Here is a 16,905-nt window from a genome sequence, read left to right as displayed (position 1 = left end):
GATGCGTCTAATTTTGTGAAGCATAGTTTTGTCATTTTTATATGTATATCGATCTACACAACCACCTTTATGGATGTTTACCCCCTGAAACATTGTTTCGCATTGGCAAAAAAAATCCAAATCCTAGATGGCACTTATACTTAGATTCTTACGAAAAAGCATATGGGACCAAAATTCGACCTTCCACTTTTTTTGACGATTATGCAGATAAAAACGAGTTCGCTAAGTTATACCACTTCCTAGAAAAGGCCCCATTCCTACATTTCCAAGCAAAGTTCAATCTCATCATCGCCTTAGTGAAGTTTGATGAACCAGAAATCACCGAAGTTTCCCATGATGTAGTTTTTTCCAATAGTTTGGAAGACATCAGTTATGCGGAATACCGTTTGATGTTTGGCAAAGAGGAACCGAAAGAAAGTTTTTATTCCAAACTCATGGCTTCCCTGGAAGGGCTGAAAAAAGGGGAAGAGTCCGCCAAAAAAGCGGGTAAACCCATCCAAGGGAAACTTGTGATGTCGCTACATAGAGATTTGAATTTTGAACGGCATTATGATTGGATGAAAAATTGGATGGAGAAAGAATCAGTCATCCGAGATGGGCTCGTTGGCATTGATTTTTGCCATATTGAAGAAGGCCACCCTCCCAAAGACAAACGATTATTCTTCCAATCCATTCAAAAAGACAACAAAGCAGAACCAAACACCGCACTTTCCATTTTGTATCATGTGGGTGAAAGTTTTCGTGACAAAACTCCCTTCTCTGCGGTTCGTTGGATTTTAGAATCGGCAGAATATGGTGCCCACCGACTCGGTCATGCACTTGCGCTTGGAATCGATTCAGATTATTTTTTAGGTGAGGAAAGAACCGAATTTGTTTCTGAAGCCAAAGACCAAGTGGAACACGAATTGATGTACTTCGATGAAATCACCACCTATGGTCCGTTTTATGCTAAGGAAGAGTTAGAAATCAAACGTAAGGAATACAAAACAAAACCAGATACAGAGATCCTTACGATTCCCTTTGATGAAACCCAGTCCCAATATTTGCACACATTTCAAAACTATGCGATGTCAAAAATTGCAAAGTCAAATGCCGTGATTGAATGCTGCCCCTCATCCAATTTGTACATTGGAATGTTGGAATCCCATATCGACCACCCCATCACAAGATTTTTACAAAATGATTTGAAACTCACCATTGGTTCCGATGACCCAGGGCTTTTTGGAACCACGATGGCCGAAGAGTACCATCATGCCCACACGGCAGGCGTTTCTGACAAAGACTTAGAAATTTTACGTTCTGTCTCATTGGACTACCGTTCCACGAAACTTTCAGGGCGTGAATTGGATTGACCCTGATGTGGTTTGGGTAAACTGGAATGTATGCGAGTATTTTCCCAAATTCTTGTGCCGATGATCACCTTTTCTTTGGTGTTTGGTCCCTTATATGGACAAACAAAAGAGGGTTTTTATGACACCAATAATTATGATTTGAGAAACATACCCAATTCTGATCCAGAATCCAATGTTTTAAAGGATGTCACTCTACCTCCTAAGTTTGAAACACCCATTCTGGCAACTCCCAAAAATGCAAAAACCCAATACAGTGGAATTGATTCCATTCCAGGTGCTGGTGCACTCCTAAACTCTCGAACACCTTCTAATTCTAGTCAGAATGCAATGAATCCTTATAGTCTGACGAATGCACAAAATTCACCGATCAATCCTCTCACTGGTGAAATCAATGAACAAGCATTACAAAACCAACTCCAAAAAAGTAGAACCAAACAAGAATTAAAGAAAAAACAAAAAGAAGAATTTGATGAAGATGCCATCTATGAAGAAACAAAATTCAGAAGAGGTTACATCATCTTCTTTTTGACTTTTCCTTTTGCTTTCGGTGCTTCGGTAGCCGTAGCATCAGCTTTTTTAGTCGAAAAGACAATTGTTGGTAGTATCATTATCATTGGAGGATCCACAGGTCTTTCGGGAGCCAATGTTTACGTGGACCAACAAAGATTGGAAGAACACCGCGAAAAGAAAAAGCAATTAGCAGACGTTAAACCTTGAAGTTCAAACGAATCCTCGTTTTTTTACTCCAAATTTTTGAATCCTTACAATCCAAACGATTCGAAATTCGAAAATTATATATGGAACACTTACGACCGATGGGTCGGATGTTTTATATTTTTTTTGGATTTTTATCGGTAGCAATCCTCATTTTAGATTTTGGATTTTATTATCCAGTAGAATGGAAACCGTATGTAACCATTTCCATACGAACGTTGGTTAGTTTCTTCATTGGTTATGAAACACTTCACTTAATTTTCACAAATAAAAAATGGAAAGAGTATCTCGATTTACATAAAATCGAATTGATAATTCTCCTAATGTTAGGCCTTGAGGTGATTTATGAAAAAAATATCATCTCTGTTTTAAAATCATATCATATCTCCGGTGATGACACCACACTCATCTTTTTATCAGCCAATCAGTTTCTGTTTTTATTTTCAAATTTAGCCCATTTCTTTCGGCTATCGAAAAAGAGAGAGTCAAAAAAACTAAATCCCTCCATTGTATTTGTGGGTTCATTTGCCTTTATCATTCTCATGGGAGTTTGTTTTTTACATTTTCCAAAATCAACCAATGGAGATGTTCGTACCATTGACATTCTCTTCACAACGATCAGTGCCACTTGTGTCACTGGATTGTCTACACTTGATATCAGTAGCCAATTTACGCTCACGGGACAACTTGTGATTTTACTTCTCATCCAAGTGGGTGGGCTTGGCCTTATGACCCTCACAAGTTTTTTTTCCATCTTTCTCACGGGAAAAGGTTCCGTGAGTGACACACTGATGTTAAAAGACCTGCTTTCGGAAGAAACTATGGGTCGTGCTAAGGACACATTAAAACAAATCACCTTACAAACATTAGCGATTGAATTTGTAGGAGCCACATTACTCTTCTGTAGTTTTCCAAAAAACTTTCCTGTATCATTTCCAGAAAAAATTTATTATTCGGTATTTCATTCTATCTCAGCATTTTGCAACGCTGGTTTTAGTTTGATGCCAAATGGAATGGCGACAGAAGCATTTAGAGATTCGGAAGGATTTTTAACGATTCTTATGTTTCTCATTGTTTTTGGATCCTTAGGTTTTCCTGTGCTTTACCAAATTCGAACTCGATTATTCCATCCAAGAGATCAAATATTTCGGTGGTCACTTACATCGAAATTAGTATTTCGAATGTCTGCTTTGTTATTAATATTTGGTTGGACCTCTCATTTGTTATTAGAATGGGATATGAGCTTAAAAGAATTTTCGATGGAAGAAAAACTATTCCACTCATTATTCTATTCAGTGACCACCCGATCTGGTGGACTCCATACTTTTGATTTAGGTCTTATGGGTCATCCTATGACATTTGTTACATTTTTTCTGATGTGGGTAGGCGGCTCCCCTGTTTCCACAGGTGGTGGAATCAAAACCACAACATTTGCAATATCCATACTAAATATCACAAATCAAATTCGCGGAAAGAGTCGTATGGAAATCGACTACCGAACCATTGCTGATTCAACGATTTCGAGGGCAGGTGCTACCATTGTGTTATCTCTATTTGTTATTTTTATCGCAATCTTCTGTCTTTTACTTACTGAAAATGCTCATTTTATCGATTTGTGTTTTGAAGCCGTTTCTGCCTTTAGTACGACAGGATTATCAAGAGGGCTTACACCACATCTTTCCGATTCTGGTAAAATTATCATTTGTGTTGTTATGTTTGTGGGAAGAGTTGGAATTCTTACCTTACTCATTGCCCTATCTAAAAAAGTAGACCATATCGCTTACGAATATCCCAAAGAATATGTAGTTGTAGGTTAATCATGCAAAGAAAAAAAATCGCTGTCATCGGTATCGGAAGTTTTGGAAAATTATTTGTTCGTTATCTTTTTGAAGATGGACACGAAGTCATCGCAATCGACAAAGACCCAGTCATCATCGATTCCATCAAAGAACACGTAACAGTTGCCGTCACACTAGATGCGACCGATGAACACGCATTACGTTCCCAAGGGATTGGCGATGTAGACTATGCGGTAATTGCACTCGCTGATGATTTTGAAACCTCCATTATTTGTGCTGATAGTTTAAAAAAATCAGGTGTGAAACAAATTTATGCAAGATACCAAACAGAACTGCAAAAAAGGGTTTTGGAATTACTTGGAATCCGAGACTTGTTCAACCCAGAAGAAAAAGCAGCAAGGAGTATGGCGGAAATATTTTCTTTTGTGGGGATGCGTTCGAGTTTTTTATTATCAGACGAATACAGTGTGGTAGAAGTCACAGTTCCCAAACGATATATCAACAAAACCATTGCAGAAGCAGACCTTCGTCACAAATACAATATCAATGTGATTACCATCAAACGTCCATTCACTGATAAAGAAACAAAGCGTGCCTCCGATTCCAAAACGGAAAAAATCCTCGGAATCCCACACGGGAGTACGGTTCTCAGAGAAGAAGATATTGTGGTTTTGTTTGGATCTCAATCCGATCTTTCCAAATTTTTAGAAACTTAAAAAAACCATGGGTCCAAAAAGAATCATTTGTCTCACAGAAGAACCAACGGAGATGATTTATCTCTTGGGGGAAGAAAAACGGATTGTGGGGATTTCTGTTTATACAGAACGACCTGTCCGTGCCAAAGAAGAAAAAACAAAGGTCTCAGCGTTTATCAGTGGGAATCTCAAAAAAATACTCTCACTGGAACCAGACTTAGTCATCGGTTTTTCAGACATCCAAGGCCAACTTGCCAAAGACCTCATTGAACGTGGGTTAAATGTGCTCATCTTCAACCAACGTTCCATCGCTGAAATCATCACCAATATGCAAATCATTGGAAACATTGTGGGCCAATCCGAAAAAGCCAAAAACATCACTGATGGTTGGAAACACCAAATCCAAACCTGGCAAAAACAAAATGAATCCATTTCCAAAAGACCCACCGTGTTTTTCCAGGAATGGGACGAACCCATCATCACGGGGATCCAATGGGTGAGCGAAGCGGTCGCTCTGGCAGGTGGGATCGACTGTTTTTCCCATCTCAAAGACCGTAAACTCGCCAAAGACCGCATCATCCAAGCGGAGGATGTGAGGGAGGCCAACCCTGACATCTACGTAGGTTCTTGGTGTGGGAAGGCGATGGACTGGGACTGGGTCCGGAACAAACCCGAGTGGCAGTCGACTGGCTTTCTCCAAAACAACCGAATTTATGAAATGGACCCAAGCATTATATTACAACCGGGCCCTGCCCTGTTTTTAGAAGGGATTCCGAAACTCAGAGAGTTCTTTTTGACAGCTTAATTACTCTCTTTGTCATCCATCTGTCATCTAAATGTAACAGAGATCCACTAGATTTGAAACATATCAATTAGATATGGAGACATTCATGAACGTTTCATGTAACCTGGCAAAGAAAAACATCACTTTGTCTGTTGTGATCGCACTCATCACAATTTTTACAATTGCAGGTAGAATCGAAGCACAATCTACCCCAACAACAACTAGCACAGATACTACGCAAAACACAGAAGCACCAGCTGAAACTCCTGCACCTGCCGCTGAAGCACCACAAGAATCCGCTCCGCAAGAATCGGAAATCGGGCTCGTTAAATTATTTGTGACTGGTGGATGGTCCATGTGGCCACTCCTACTCGCTTCCATCGTTGGATTTGGAGTGATTCTCGAAAGGATGTACTTTTTTTTCACAGCAAAGCTTGTGAGAAAAGGTTACAACCAAGATTTACAAGATGCGATTGATGCTTCTGGTATGCAAGGTGTAGACGAATTCCTAAAAGCGAATGAAGGACAACGAATCACTGATGTCTTAAAAAATGGAATGGAAGTTTCCCAAAACGACCCTGAAATTTTTGCCGCTGGTATCGAAAGAGAAGCGGGTGAAGTCATGACTCTCTTAGAAAAAGGACTCACTGTTCTTTCAGCAGTTTCCACAATTGCTCCACTCGTTGGATTCCTTGGAACCGTATCTGGTATGATCAACGCTTTTGATGCGATTGCAAACGCTGACCAAGTAAACGCAAAAGTGGTCGCAGGTGGTATCAAAGAAGCCCTTATCACTACAGCAGCTGGTCTGATCGTTGCGATCCCTGCGATGACATTCTACCAATACTTACAAGGCCGAGTTGGTTTTTTTACTTCTGAAGTAGAAGAAGCAGCAAACAAAATCTACAAAGAATACTTAAAACTCAAAGCCGGAAAAAAAGCGTAAAGCAAACGGTAAGTAACGAACCATGATCAAGTTAAAGAAAAAACAAGAAATAGAGGAAATTTCGGCAGCATCCATGTCGGACATTGCCTTTCTACTCTTGGTATTTTTTATGGTAACAGCAGTATTCTTTGTGAAGGAAGGACTTAACATTTCTCTTCCTCGCAAACAATCCGAACCTCAGCCATTTTTGCGTAAGAATGTATATGAAATTTTGGTCACTCAAGATCGTTACAAGATGCGTAACTCAGCGTTCGGAACAAAAGAATATGTTAGTTTACAAGAATTTCGTGATGACCTAAACCAAATGGAAATCCCAGATCTGAAAAACAAACTAGCACTCATTGTTACAACCGGTGATACCAAATATGCAAAGATGTTGGATGCTTTATCAGCAGTACAACTTCGCGGATTTGAAAAAATCTCAGTGAGAAAGAAGAAATAATATGTTACGAAGAAAGAGAGTCGCACCTTCAGTTCCAGTGAGTTCGATGGCAGACATTGCCTTCTTACTTCTCGTGTTCTTTATGGTAACCTCCGTATTGGATTCCGATCCTGACCTTCCCATCAATTTACCAGATGTTCCTGGAGGAGAGCAGTTAAACAAAAAGATCGCCAATCTTTACCTAACTGCTGACGAAAAAAGAACTGTTTATTTCAACTCAGTGAAAATGGAACTGAACGAAGCGATGAGTGAAATCAGAGCCAAAATTTCCACAACACCTGATCTTAAAGTTTTGATCCACGCTGACCAAGACTTAACCTATGAAGAACTAGACAGTGTTTTTGAAACCCTCCGAGAGATTGGTGCCTTAAAGGTATCTCTTGTTACCAAGACCACCCAAGGTGGCGGATTAAAAGGTAAGTAACGTGAGCGGAACAGTTGTTACACAAAAAAGATCCAAACGAGAAAGAATCCATAGATTCATTGATCGTTACCGTATGGAAACGGGTCTTGGAATATCTGCCGTCATACAGGCGTTAATCATTCTTTTTTGGTTCACACCTCATTTGGAGACAGACAGTTTGGATGACCTTGTAGAAGAAGTTGCCTTCATTGACAACGTTCAAATCCAAGAACCAAGCACTGACTCTAAACCAACCGATGGTGACTTTGATCTAACTGACAAAGAAAAGGAAGAAAAAAAAGAAGACCCTCGTATCGCTGGTGCATCCGACCCAATTGTTTCTGGTGCAACCTCTCCCGTAGATTTATCACCTAACGTTCGTCCTGAATACACATCCGATGCAAAAGCACTTGGTGTGACAGGGACAATGACACTAGAAGTGATCATCTCCAACACAGGGGAAGTGCTACGAGTGCGCTCCGTCGGCAAACAGTTAGGTGGTGGATTAGAAGAAGAAGCCATCAGAGTCTATCGCAGAAAACGATTTTCCCCTTCGGTATTAGAAGGAAAACCCATCACTGTAAAAGTGCTTGTTCCCATTCGATTTACATTGAATTAAACTCTATGGGCGAATCCACCACTGTTCCAGTGGTGGACCGGGCTCTCCGCTCCAATCTCACTTCCCCTTCTCTGGTAATTCCAAAACCTTATCCACTTCTTCCATTGGTTTCACTGGGATTTCGATTTTTTCAATTCGGAGTTCATGGACAAAGTCTGGATCTTCGAATCGATCTAAGATGGTGATCCGTCTTGGGTATTGTTTTCCATTCCAAGGTTCATAAAATCCAAATTTCAAAACACCTTGGTAAAAACTAAACAATTCTCGATAGGTGAATTCTAACCATTCCAATGCACCACTTTTTTGTTCAAAATAACCAACATATTGGTCTGTATCGGGAGTGGCATTCATTTGAACGGATGTGAAATAAACCACTTCATAGTTTTGTTCTAGTTTTTGTTTTTGGCCTGCATATTGGATGATAGGATAGTTCTTAAGTCGCCATGGTAAAGTAAGGTAAGATCGAAGTGACTCGAGATATATTCTAACTTCAGTATCGTCACTGTAAGCTTTCCCTGTTTCTGGAGAAATTTGATAAGTAACTTTTTTTTCTAATCCGTAGATAAAACCTTTTTTCTCTCCACCTAATAACTCAACTTGCATGGCATCAGCTTCGAAATCCAAATATACCCGCATCCTGATTTCTTGTTCTTTGATAGGAGTAAAAAATCTGACAAAATGATTATGCCATACATCTTTAAGTATAAACTGAACTTGTTTATACTCTTTCCAATCCCCAGGACTTAATTCTTTGATGGGAGGATTGGTAACTACTGTTATGCCTTTTTTCTTTAACTCAGGATCAATCTTATCATAAGATAAATGGGGTGGTCTTAAGTCGGCCGTACCACAAGAGAAAAGAAAAAATAGTGAGCCTAAGATCAGTTTTTTTGAGCAGAACATAGAGGTCAAATTGCATCAAAAACAAATGTCTGTCAATAGGGAAAGTGAGGCAGGTACAATCGAAATCATAGAATGATGGCTTGTCTCATTGCTCATTAACGCAACAGAAATCAAACATTCGAATACGCTTCAGTGGTTCTTATGAAAAAAGAGAAAGGGAAGTAAATAAGGAAAGAGATTTTAGACTGAATTTAAGATGTTACGAAAGAAGAGAGAAAAGGCCGGAAACCCGACCCTCTCTTTCAGAAATGATGATTATGCTTTTGCAGCACCTGTTTTTTTGATCGATTCCGCAACTTCATTGATTTTTGCTTTTACGGATTCAATTTTTCCTTCAGGCATTTTTGCTTTGATTTCTTCAGCAATTTTGTTGTAGTTTTCTACGATTTTAGAACGAGTTTCATCGTAGTTTTTTCCAGCAACACTAGAGAATTCTTTAATGTCTGTTAGGATTTTGTCCACAGATTGGCGGATCTTTACTGAATCCTCAGTATTGTCCAAAGCACCTTTGGATACTAACTCATTGTAAGTAGTTTCCAATTGTGTTTTTGCTTTTTCTAAACCTTCTTTTCCAGATTGAAAAAGACCGATTCCCGCGTTAAGAATGTCCATGATTTGTTTTTCCATAATTTAGCTCCTGGTTTTCACCTATTTGTGCAATGCACAATACTGTTATGTGCGTTGCACAAATTTAAACAAGTACTTTTTCTAGGATGGGTCAGTTTTTTTGAAATTTTTTTGTCTATCTCTAGGAAATTCGGCCCTGTATCAATCGGTTTCGATTTCTAGAGCGCTGATTGGCTCTTTTTGTTGTGCCATGATCGATTCCAAAAACTTCACATAAGCCTCGCGACCAGGGTAGGCCACTTGGTTCACACCTGTTTTCACAGCCGCTTCCGCAACTGCTGGCGCAACATGGTATAACACACGTTCGTCGAGTGGTTTCGGAATGATATAGTCTTCCCCAAATCGAATTTCCACTTCGTTATACGCTTGGCATACTTCGATCGGAACAGGGATTTTTGTGAGTTCACTGAGAGCGTATGCCGCTGCGAGTTTCATTTCCATGTTCACCACTTTGGCACGGACATCAAGGGCCCCGCGAAAGATAAAGGGAAACCCAAGTACGTTATTCACTTGGTTAGGATAATCACTGCGACCTGTTGCCATGATGAGATCTGGTCTTGCCCGTTTGGCATCAGGATAAGGAATCTCTGGATCAGGATTGGCAAGGGCAAACATAATCGGTTTCTCAGCCATGGTTTTCACCATTGCTTCTGTTACTACATTCGCAACCGACACACCAATAAAGAGGTCTGTTCCAGGAAAGATATCTGCTAAAGTTTCGGCATCTGTGTTTCGAACAAATGGAAGTTTGGATTCATGTAAATTCGTACGTTTGTGATTGATGACACCACGAGAATCCAACATAAAAATGGATTCGTGTTTCACTCCGATATGAGTCAACATCTGAGCGATCGAAATCGCAGCAGCCCCTGCTCCATTGATCACAACCTTCAAGTTTTCTGCTTTTTTCCCAGTGATTGTAAGTGAATTGAGAAGTGCCGCAGTGGAGATGATCGCAGTTCCATGTTGGTCATCATGGAAAACAGGGATTTTCATGTTCTCGTCTAATGTTTTTTCGATATGAAAGCATTCCGGGGCACGGATGTCTTCTAAATTGATCCCACCAAACGTTGGTTCAAGGGCCTTTACAATCGTGATGAATTTTTCAGGATCTGTTTCGTTGATTTCAATATCAAATACATCGATTCCTGCAAATTTTTTAAATAAGACAGCTTTTCCTTCCATCACTGGTTTTCCAGCGGAAGCTCCAATGTTGCCAAGACCTAAAATGGCAGTTCCATTGGTGATGATACCAACTAAATTCCCTCGGTTGGTATATTCATAAACGAGATCAGGTTGTTTTTCAATCTCAAGACAAGGGTATGCGACGCCAGGTGAGTATGCCAAAGACAGGTCATAACTGTTCTCCGTTGGTTTTGTCGGAACTACTTTGGTTTTTCCTTTCGGAAACCTAGAGTGATACTCAAGCGCGTGATTTTTCATGGTCTATTTTCCCATGATTTATGATTCAATGGAAAATCCTAGAATAAATTGAGAGAAAGCACCTCCAAAAAAGGTTGCTCTATGTTCTATGTCCCTTCAGAGTAAGTCCTCATCGAAGTCCGGGGGAGGGCATTTTGGAACTGGTTGGCGAATTTTTTGGAACGGCTGTACTGATCCTTTTAGGCGATGGAGTTGTCGCAGGCGTTTTATTGGAGAAAACAAAATCCAAAGACGCAGGTTGGATCACCATCACAACGGCTTGGGCTCTTGCTGTATGTTTTGGCGTTCTTGTCGCAAAAGCACTCGGTAGCCCTGGTGCACATCTGAATCCCGCTGTGACACTTTCAGTTTGCATCCAATCGGGAGAATATTCGATCTTTTTACCGTATGCAGTGGCACAAGTGTCTGGAGCTTCCCTCGGTGCCTTTTTGGTTTACTTACACTACCTTCCCCATTGGAAAGAAACAAAAGACCCAGGGAAAATCTTGGCCGTATTTTCCACAGAACCTGCCATCAAACACACTCTCTCCAATGTCATCAGTGAAGGGTTCGGAACCTTCCTTCTCATCCTTGGTATCCATGCGATTTTTTCGCCCTTAAATGGTGGCGCCAGTGGGATCGCAGGTACAGGCTTTGTGGCTCTCCTCGTTTGGGCCATTGGACTTTCGATGGGAGGCACTACTGGGTATGCGATTAACCCAGCTCGTGACCTTGGTCCAAGGATCATCCATTCACTGCTTCCAATACCCAATAAAGGTGACTCTGGTTGGAAGTATGCTTGGCTTCCCGTAGTGATTCCGTTAGTGGGTGGTGGACTTGCGGCAGTGGTGATCCGGTGGGTGATTGTATGAAAAAAATTGCTTTCACACTATTACTCATTGGAATCTCAATTTACGGCCAATCAACAACTATGTTCAAAACAGTGAAGTTGATATGAAGTCTTATATCCAAATCCAAATTGTCATGAAGGTAATCGCAAATGATATCCGAGTATTTTAAAGCGATTCTAGACAATAGTCCAGAAAACATAGTTCTAATTAACAAAAATCATGAAGTTTTGGCATTTAACAAAACAATTAAAGATGTACTCTTTCAATTTCATCAAATTGAAATCAAAATCGGGGATCTATATTATCCAAATTTTGTCATCGAAGAAAATCGAAAATTATACCTTGAAGCGTTTGAAACAGCGATCAATGGAAAACCATTTTTAATTCAAAATTATACTGCAAATGAAAATATTGCGTACTGGTTTGAATACAAAATGTTACCTGTTTATATTGAAGATGAACTGTTAGGTGTGACTTTAACTGCAAAGGATATTACAGCAGAAAAAGAAGCAGAACTCAAAATCATTGATCTTTCTGAAAAACTAAAAGCAATTCTAGACAATACAGACGAATCAATTACCCTACTTGATTTAAATTTTAAAATTTTAGCAATCAACGAAATTAGCGCCCAATCCATAACCAAAAATACAAATTCAACAATGTTTGTTGGAAGAGATTTTAGAGATTTTATTCCTGATAAGGAGAATTTATTTTATCAGTGTTATGCAAAGGCGATTCAAGGGGAAAAAGTTTCCATAGATATTCCATATCAAAGTTTTAATGGAGAAAGTATCGTTTACCAGACTAAGTTTAATCCCGTTTTTGATCGAAATCAAAAACAAATTGGTGTTTCCATTTTTGCAAAAGATATATCTGAAAAAAATCGTTTAGAAGTTTCATTAAAAGAAAGTGAAGAAAAATTTAGAAAAATCACCGAACTTGCACCCATTGGAATCATCATTACTGATAAAAAACTAGATATTACTTATGCAAACATTTATGTAAAAAAACTTTTAGATTATTCATCTGATGAATTAATCAATTTGAATTTATCAAATCTAATTCAAAATATCAGTATCACTGACTCTGAAAACATTGATATTGATAATCTAGGCTTAAAAATTGAGAATATTTTTTTTGATCAAGAAGAGTTCACTGCTATTGCAAAAGATAAACAATATAAGAATGTACTTTTGAGTTCTAGTTTGATCTTAAGCCAAAACAAAACTGGTTATATTTTCATATTTCAAGATTTAACTGCGATAAATGATAAAAACGCAACCATTGAAGTCCAAAATAAAAAGCTAAGGGACGTTGCTTGGTATCAGTCACACATCATTCGATCACCATTATCTAGAATTATGGGCCTTATCAATTTATTAGAAGATCAAAATTTGAATGAAGAAGAAAGGTCATATTGTTATGATTCGATCCTAGAAAGTGCTCATGAACTCGATCATGTCATTCACAAAGTGGTAAAAAATGTGCCCTAATTCTGTATCGTTTGAAACGTCACACAAGCACTGATCGTATTCATCTTTCCGGATTGTAAATCCGAACATTTCATCTCCATCACTTGTTTATGGCATTGTTTATAAACAGTTTGGATCTCGATTGGATCATGTCCGATGAGTTTGTATGCGTTACTGTCTCGAAAGCGTTTTTGACAATTCGCTTCATCGAGTCGTCCTTCCGTGAATTTTTTTAAATTTTCAGGAATGAATTTCCAGTCTGTATCGGCACATTCTCGAAATTTTTTACATAAATCAGAGGTTAAACTTAAGGATTCATTTTGCCATTCGATATGATTCATCCCCTTATCTTTTTTACAGGAAAACAATGTGCCAATCAGAAAGAGAAGGAGGATTAGAACAAAAGTTGTATTTGGATATGTTTTGAAATTGGATCGGTGACAAAAAAAATTCATATAAAAAGGCCTTAATAACTTCATAGAAGGAGATCTTGAAATAATTGCAATTCGTTAATTTTCCAGAAAGGCATTCAAAAAAAACGAACCTACAATTGATTCTATATCCCAAATCATTTTATTTTCTAAATCTTACATTCTCGAAATGTTCACTTGATTGTTCGAGTACCAAACGATAGTCATTGCCTAAAAAATAAATATAGGCATCAGCCATTTCATTCTTATGTAGCACGATTAAATTACAGTATTTATAGTTAAACTTCAGTTTTGGATCAAATTCGAATAAACTGTTACTCCCCCAATTTGCATTGAATGTATTTGCCAAAACTTTTTCTGGTAAAGGATTTGATTGAATCTTGGGATTTTCTCCCGCTAAATTCATTAAATTGAGTATAAAATCTTGTACATAACCTTCATCACTGGGTTTCACAAGAACAGCATTTGGGTTGTTTTTAATAAATTCTTGGTAATGTTCCCATTTTTCTTTATACGATTTTATAAAATAACGAATTTCAACCCCATTCGATTGATTCTTTAATGCATAATTGTAAGGGAATGGACCATCTTTTTTGACAGATACCATTTCATATTGTTTCGGAATTAAATTCTGAATCTCCATTGAATTTGAATTTAAAAGAGAGGTGAAGTTTTCTTTATTCTGATTTAGATATATCTGATCTGAACTCTTACAACTGATGACTAAAAATATAAATACGATAACTTTTTTCATTCAAACTTCTCTCAATTCATTTTCTATTCATTCAACGATTCAAGGTAACAATCAATACGAATCTTATTTCTCATTCTTTCGTCTCTTTTTTCCGTATCAGAATTTCAATTCGTTCTTCATTCGCTTTTTTTTCTGGTGTATCTGAAGTTTTTGATTTTTGAAACATCGCATAACCTTGCACAGATACTTGTTCTTTTGGAATTCCGTAATCGTTTACTAATTTCTCCGCAAGGATTGAGGCACGGTTCGAATGGTAATCCCATGAGTTTTGAAATTTCGATTTGTCGATTTGTGATTCATAGGGGATATGAACACGCACTACGATATCAATCTCCATTCCTTTGGATAAGATTGCCAATTGTTCAAATGCGAATTTTAGATCCGGATCGGTTTTTAATACATCATCTGAGGCTAAATCGGAACCTGCGAAGGTTAATTTCAATTCTTCTGTTTCGGCAAGACCAAGTTTTAACTTTGTCTTTTCTTTTAATGCCTTGAGTGCAAAACCAATTCGTTCCCAAAGTCGAAATACTTCCGATTTCGGTATCATCGTATCATCTTCTAAAATCCCAGAACCTCCATCAAGAATCACTCCAATGGAACTTACATTCAACCCAAAACCTCTTTTGATATCTTTTGCCACTTCATTCAATCGTTTGGAGTCTACTTTGCTCACTGCATACAGAATGATAAATAACCCCAACAAAAGCGTGATCATATCGGCATAAGTGAGTAACCAACGATCATGTGATTCTACATGTTCTTCTTCTCTGGAAACAAAACGTGATCGTTTTCTCATGATTCCTCTTTTAAAGTGGGAAATGCGTTATATAAAAAATTCCACTCTTTCTCTTGCACCAAAGCATAAAATTCATCAAACAAAGATTGGTGAACAGGTAACGTGGCATAATAACCTTGTTCCACTTTTTTAAAGAGTGGATACACTCCAAGTAACCTTGACATCATCGCTGCCGGTTTGATGATATAGGCACTCACTGGTTTATGTGCCAATTCATAAAACTTTTTTAAATTAAAGAGAACCACTTCTAACTGTTTTTTCCGTACGTCTCGTTTGTCCAATTCACAAAATAATTCAAAATATTCATCTTGGTTGATTTCGTTTCCATACACCCAACCTTTTGCCAAGAGTAGTTTTGCCATTTGGATATCTAAATCGTCGGTGATGAAATTCAATTCCATAAGACGTTCGATACTTTCCCGAGTTCCTTCTTTTAACATATTTTTTACTTTGTCATAGGTTTGAAATGCCAATGTTTCCCATTCTTCTTTCCCATCCAAATTATACACAGTTTCAAAGAAAAATTTCGCCATTTCAATGGTTTCAGCCCGATGGAAAAAATCATAATAATATATATGAAATCGTTCCACTTGCGCGCGAACAATTTCACGTCTGGCCGCGAGGATTTCTTCAGATAATTTTTGTTTCATTACGATTTCAACTTACATTCGTCATAAAATAAAACGAATCTTTGTGAGAGTACATATTGATTCATTGAGACATTTGATTGGCAGACTGATTTCATTTTTCTGTCACTTGATTCAAAATATACGAAGGAAATCCTTGTTGGTCTCTTTCATACGGTGCTATGGAATATTGATTGGGAATGGAAATAATTTCTTGGTAAAATTTATACGTAGAACGAAATAAAATTTTTGGAGCATCAGTGGATTTTGGTGTGTAATAAAATTTGATTCCATAACGAAAATGATTGGCCCATCCTTCTTTTGTTACTTCCAGTAATGGATATTCGGCCGGGATTTTTTTATTTTGAACGACATTGTAAACAATATCACCTTTTTTATAAAGACGGACACCTTGTGTTTCGTTAACCAAACGAACAGAACCAACTTCCGGGAAAGACACGGAAAGGTAAGTTAAACTCACATAATTCCCTCTATTCTTTAATTGCAAAGTCACAAGCGATTCTTTTCCAATTTGAAATTTTGGTTCCACATCTAAAGAGATAAAGGATGGCACAGGTTGCATTGGTAGGTTTGCAATCATTTCCCATCCATTGAACACAAATTCCTGCGAATAGTTAGGATTGGTTGGAAAGATTCGAAACGATTTTTCCTTCGCGCTGTATTCAAAATCTACACGTTTACTTCGTTTTAATTCTTCATGTTCTTTTAGTTGGAAACCGTCCCAAATTTTTTTACCTTTTCTATATCCCATAGGAACCGAAAACAAACCTAACGGTGGTTCTTCGGACATTACTTCAACAAACACGGAATTAAAATTATCTCCAGGAAGTTCAGCAAGAACGATACGTCTGAAACAATCGCCAGCAAACAACGGTTTTTCTTTTCCTGACACAGATCCTGGAAGCCAAACATTTTGTTTGCCGTCATAATACATCGGCCCCAAATTTTTGAGAAAAAATTCCAACTTCCATAAAAACGTCCAACTAGATCCTTCTTTCCGAAATGCCGATAAAACCTCGCTTTGTCCGGATTGAAAGAGAACCAAAGTTTCCATTTCTGGAGTTTCATCCAAATTGATTTGTTTTTGACCAAGGATGCGGATGGGATCCCCAGCTTCTTTGCCATACACCGCAAGCCGAATCTCGAGTTCAGAAGGATGTTCTTTTTGGGAACAGGAAACGAAGGATTCTAGGCATACAAGGGCAAATACGGCAAAAAGGAAGGGACGAAGGGAATGATTCATAA

19 protein-coding genes are annotated in these 16,905 nt (G+C 38.2%); 11 read left to right on the top strand and 8 right to left on the bottom strand.

Annotated elements, in window-relative coordinates; genetic code table 11:
- Positions 1-41 precede the first annotated feature (41 nt).
- The 9 genes from LEPBI_RS00760 (at position 42) to LEPBI_RS00720 (ending at position 7,754) form a co-directional block, all read left to right on the top strand.
- Positions 42-1,352: an amidohydrolase family protein gene (locus LEPBI_RS00760; RefSeq protein WP_012476071.1), complete on the top strand. Its 1,311-nt coding sequence runs from the start codon at positions 42-44 to the stop codon at positions 1,350-1,352.
- Positions 1,353-1,382: 30 nt separating this feature from the next.
- On the top strand, positions 1,383-2,069 hold the full coding sequence (locus tag LEPBI_RS00755; RefSeq protein WP_012476070.1) for a hypothetical protein: 687 nt from the start codon (positions 1,383-1,385) through the stop codon (positions 2,067-2,069).
- Complete coding sequence (locus LEPBI_RS00750) at positions 2,066-3,883, top strand: TrkH family potassium uptake protein (RefSeq protein WP_012387186.1); 1,818 nt, start codon at positions 2,066-2,068, stop codon at positions 3,881-3,883. Before LEPBI_RS00755 ends, LEPBI_RS00750 begins: the two co-directional genes overlap by 4 nt.
- 2 nt (positions 3,884-3,885) lie before the next feature.
- Positions 3,886-4,581 carry a potassium channel family protein gene (locus LEPBI_RS00745; protein WP_012387185.1) on the top strand — a complete coding sequence of 232 codons (696 nt, stop codon included), beginning with the start codon at positions 3,886-3,888 and terminating at the stop codon, positions 4,579-4,581.
- A gap of 7 nt (positions 4,582-4,588) precedes the next feature.
- Positions 4,589-5,365 (top strand): cobalamin-binding protein, encoded by a 777-nt coding sequence (locus tag LEPBI_RS00740; protein ID WP_012387184.1) that lies wholly within the window; start codon positions 4,589-4,591, stop codon positions 5,363-5,365.
- Positions 5,366-5,450: 85 nt separating this feature from the next.
- Positions 5,451-6,290, top strand: a complete 840-nt coding sequence (locus LEPBI_RS00735) for a MotA/TolQ/ExbB proton channel family protein (protein ID WP_012387183.1) — start codon at positions 5,451-5,453, stop codon at positions 6,288-6,290.
- Positions 6,291-6,312: 22 nt separating this feature from the next.
- On the top strand, positions 6,313-6,732 hold the full coding sequence (locus tag LEPBI_RS00730) for an ExbD/TolR family protein (RefSeq protein WP_012387182.1): 420 nt from the start codon (positions 6,313-6,315) through the stop codon (positions 6,730-6,732).
- A gap of 1 nt (position 6,733) precedes the next feature.
- Positions 6,734-7,156, top strand: coding sequence for an ExbD/TolR family protein (locus LEPBI_RS00725; protein ID WP_012387181.1), 423 nt, complete (start codon positions 6,734-6,736; stop codon positions 7,154-7,156).
- A 1-nt stretch (position 7,157) separates the two neighbouring features.
- On the top strand, positions 7,158-7,754 hold the full coding sequence (locus LEPBI_RS00720) for an energy transducer TonB (RefSeq protein ID WP_012387180.1): 597 nt from the start codon (positions 7,158-7,160) through the stop codon (positions 7,752-7,754).
- Positions 7,755-7,811: 57 nt separating this feature from the next.
- Here LEPBI_RS00720 and LEPBI_RS00715 read toward each other — a convergent pair whose 3' ends face one another.
- The 3 genes from LEPBI_RS00715 to LEPBI_RS00705 all read right to left on the bottom strand — a co-directional run bounded on the left by LEPBI_RS00715 (position 7,812) and on the right by LEPBI_RS00705 (position 10,727).
- Positions 7,812-8,657: an LBF_0142 family lipoprotein gene (locus LEPBI_RS00715; RefSeq protein ID WP_012476069.1), complete on the bottom strand. Its 846-nt coding sequence runs from the start codon at positions 8,655-8,657 to the stop codon at positions 7,812-7,814.
- Between the two features lie 255 nt (positions 8,658-8,912).
- On the bottom strand, positions 8,913-9,284 hold the full coding sequence (locus tag LEPBI_RS00710; protein ID WP_004785689.1) for a phasin-related domain-containing protein: 372 nt from the start codon (positions 9,282-9,284) through the stop codon (positions 8,913-8,915).
- A gap of 141 nt (positions 9,285-9,425) precedes the next feature.
- Positions 9,426-10,727 carry a malic enzyme-like NAD(P)-binding protein gene (locus tag LEPBI_RS00705; protein ID WP_012387178.1) on the bottom strand — a complete coding sequence of 434 codons (1,302 nt, stop codon included), beginning with the start codon at positions 10,725-10,727 and terminating at the stop codon, positions 9,426-9,428.
- 134 nt (positions 10,728-10,861) lie between these two features.
- Between LEPBI_RS00705 and LEPBI_RS00700 the strand changes: the two genes are divergently transcribed.
- Both LEPBI_RS00700 and LEPBI_RS00695 read left to right on the top strand, forming a co-directional pair.
- Positions 10,862-11,578 (top strand): MIP/aquaporin family protein, encoded by a 717-nt coding sequence (locus tag LEPBI_RS00700; protein WP_012387177.1) that lies wholly within the window; start codon positions 10,862-10,864, stop codon positions 11,576-11,578.
- Positions 11,579-11,706: 128 nt separating this feature from the next.
- Positions 11,707-13,050, top strand: a complete 1,344-nt coding sequence (locus tag LEPBI_RS00695) for a PAS domain S-box protein (RefSeq protein WP_012387175.1) — start codon at positions 11,707-11,709, stop codon at positions 13,048-13,050.
- Here the strand turns inward: LEPBI_RS00695 and LEPBI_RS00690 are convergent.
- From LEPBI_RS00690 to LEPBI_RS00670, 5 genes are all read right to left on the bottom strand, one after another.
- Complete coding sequence (locus LEPBI_RS00690; RefSeq protein WP_012387174.1) at positions 13,047-13,484, bottom strand: LA_2478/LA_2722/LA_4182 family protein; 438 nt, start codon at positions 13,482-13,484, stop codon at positions 13,047-13,049. The genes LEPBI_RS00695 and LEPBI_RS00690 overlap by 4 nt on opposite strands.
- Positions 13,485-13,602: 118 nt before the next feature.
- Complete coding sequence (locus LEPBI_RS00685; protein ID WP_012387173.1) at positions 13,603-14,214, bottom strand: hypothetical protein; 612 nt, start codon at positions 14,212-14,214, stop codon at positions 13,603-13,605.
- 70 nt (positions 14,215-14,284) lie between these two features.
- Positions 14,285-15,013: a flagellar motor protein MotB gene (locus tag LEPBI_RS00680; protein ID WP_012387172.1), complete on the bottom strand. Its 729-nt coding sequence runs from the start codon at positions 15,011-15,013 to the stop codon at positions 14,285-14,287.
- The gene (locus LEPBI_RS00675) at positions 15,010-15,663 is read right to left on the bottom strand and encodes an FFLEELY motif protein (protein ID WP_012387171.1); all 654 of its coding nucleotides are present in this window, start codon (positions 15,661-15,663) and stop codon (positions 15,010-15,012) included. The genes LEPBI_RS00680 and LEPBI_RS00675 overlap by 4 nt, the downstream gene beginning before the upstream one ends.
- Before the next feature lie 91 nt (positions 15,664-15,754).
- On the bottom strand, positions 15,755-16,903 hold the full coding sequence (locus tag LEPBI_RS00670) for an LIC13341 family surface-exposed protein (RefSeq protein ID WP_012476068.1): 1,149 nt from the start codon (positions 16,901-16,903) through the stop codon (positions 15,755-15,757).
- Between the last annotated feature and the right edge of the window lie 2 nt (positions 16,904-16,905).

The sequence above is a fragment of the Leptospira biflexa serovar Patoc strain 'Patoc 1 (Paris)' genome (assembly GCF_000017685.1).
Lineage (GTDB): Bacteria > Spirochaetota > Leptospiria > Leptospirales > Leptospiraceae > Leptospira_A > Leptospira_A biflexa.
The sequence above is the reverse complement of the archived record's forward strand: the minus strand, read 5'-3'. Positions and strand labels throughout refer to the sequence as shown.

What these genes read in the sequence shown, in the direction of transcription:
- LEPBI_RS00740 (WP_012387184.1), top strand. Translation starts at nt 4,589, where the DNA reads ATGGGTCCAAAAAGAATCATTTGTCTCACAGAAGAACCAACGGAGATG.
- LEPBI_RS00675 (WP_012387171.1), bottom strand. Translation starts at nt 15,663, where the DNA reads ATGAAACAAAAATTATCTGAAGAAATCCTCGCGGCCAGACGTGAAATT.
- LEPBI_RS00755 (WP_012476070.1), top strand. Translation starts at nt 1,383, where the DNA reads ATGCGAGTATTTTCCCAAATTCTTGTGCCGATGATCACCTTTTCTTTG.
- LEPBI_RS00715 (WP_012476069.1), bottom strand. Translation starts at nt 8,657, where the DNA reads ATGTTCTGCTCAAAAAAACTGATCTTAGGCTCACTATTTTTTCTTTTC.
- LEPBI_RS00685 (WP_012387173.1), bottom strand. Translation starts at nt 14,214, where the DNA reads ATGAAAAAAGTTATCGTATTTATATTTTTAGTCATCAGTTGTAAGAGT.
- LEPBI_RS00705 (WP_012387178.1), bottom strand. Translation starts at nt 10,727, where the DNA reads ATGAAAAATCACGCGCTTGAGTATCACTCTAGGTTTCCGAAAGGAAAA.
- LEPBI_RS00745 (WP_012387185.1), top strand. Translation starts at nt 3,886, where the DNA reads ATGCAAAGAAAAAAAATCGCTGTCATCGGTATCGGAAGTTTTGGAAAA.
- LEPBI_RS00725 (WP_012387181.1), top strand. Translation starts at nt 6,734, where the DNA reads ATGTTACGAAGAAAGAGAGTCGCACCTTCAGTTCCAGTGAGTTCGATG.
- LEPBI_RS00735 (WP_012387183.1), top strand. Translation starts at nt 5,451, where the DNA reads ATGAACGTTTCATGTAACCTGGCAAAGAAAAACATCACTTTGTCTGTT.
- LEPBI_RS00695 (WP_012387175.1), top strand. Translation starts at nt 11,707, where the DNA reads ATGATATCCGAGTATTTTAAAGCGATTCTAGACAATAGTCCAGAAAAC.
- LEPBI_RS00670 (WP_012476068.1), bottom strand. Translation starts at nt 16,903, where the DNA reads ATGAATCATTCCCTTCGTCCCTTCCTTTTTGCCGTATTTGCCCTTGTA.
- LEPBI_RS00730 (WP_012387182.1), top strand. Translation starts at nt 6,313, where the DNA reads ATGATCAAGTTAAAGAAAAAACAAGAAATAGAGGAAATTTCGGCAGCA.
- LEPBI_RS00710 (WP_004785689.1), bottom strand. Translation starts at nt 9,284, where the DNA reads ATGGAAAAACAAATCATGGACATTCTTAACGCGGGAATCGGTCTTTTT.
- LEPBI_RS00760 (WP_012476071.1), top strand. Translation starts at nt 42, where the DNA reads ATGTATATCGATCTACACAACCACCTTTATGGATGTTTACCCCCTGAA.
- LEPBI_RS00680 (WP_012387172.1), bottom strand. Translation starts at nt 15,013, where the DNA reads ATGAGAAAACGATCACGTTTTGTTTCCAGAGAAGAAGAACATGTAGAA.
- LEPBI_RS00690 (WP_012387174.1), bottom strand. Translation starts at nt 13,484, where the DNA reads ATGAATTTTTTTTGTCACCGATCCAATTTCAAAACATATCCAAATACA.